This is a genomic window from Oleiphilus sp. HI0061, from assembly GCF_001635675.1.
Map to the genome: position 1 here is coordinate 1 of NZ_LWFE01001818.1, position 796 is coordinate 796.

The following is a 796-nucleotide window of genomic DNA, read 5'->3' on the forward strand; positions in this document are numbered from 1 at the left end:
TCAGGACTTGTGAAAACACCTCTTCTAAACTCGATGCCTCTCGAACATCTGCAGCAAGATAATGAATGTCATCCTGAGACATTTGAGGTCTTCGGCGTAAACCAAAAACTTGAAAGTCACTTGAAAGCCTCTTCGCTACGCGCCCACCGATTTTACCGCAACCGACTATCAAAACCTTCTTACCTTGCATAGCGCCAAGCCTTTTCTATATGATTTGTCGCTAGTATAAAACGAAGTACTCTAAAAGACATTCGTAGATGCATCGAAGTACCTGCACTCACACAAAAGGGTTAAATCGGCATGGCAGCGCTGGAGGAAATAGAGCTTACGCAGTTAAAAGGTGTGGGCGCCAAACTGGCTGAAACACTTTCCAAGCTCGATATTCACAACATGCAGGACCTACTCTTCCACCTGCCTTTTCGTTACGAAGACCGAACTCGTATTCACTCTGCAGCCTCGCTTCGCCCCGGCATGCAAGGCTTGTTTGAAGTGGAAGTGCTCGGTAGTAGAGTCGTTCATGGAAGAAGGCGTAGTCTAGAAGTCAAAGTAAAAGACGCCAGCGGCACCGTTACACTGCGTTTTTATCACTTCAGCGCAGCTCAAGCCCGGCAACTTCAAAAAGGTACCTACCTGCGTTGCTATGGTGAGGCCAGGCTTGGAAAGCTGGGAATAGAATTCTATCACCCTGAGTACAATATCATCACAGGGGACGAGAAGAATACCGCACCCGAAACTTTAACTCCGGTTTATCCCTTAACCGAAGGAATTCAACAAGCAAGACTCCGTGCAATCTGTC

At 47.2% G+C, this 796-nt stretch carries 1 protein-coding gene and 1 pseudogene; one reads left to right on the forward strand and one right to left on the reverse strand.

The window, feature by feature from the left end; translation table 11 throughout:
• Window positions 1–190 (reverse strand): NAD(P)-dependent oxidoreductase (locus A3735_RS27675; protein WP_304440036.1); only part of this gene is annotated, 190 nt, incomplete at its 3' end.
• Window positions 191–300: 110 nt separating this feature from the next.
• Here A3735_RS27675 and A3735_RS27680 point away from each other — a divergent pair.
• Window positions 301–796, forward strand: a pseudogene (locus A3735_RS27680) (ATP-dependent DNA helicase RecG); the annotation flags it as partial.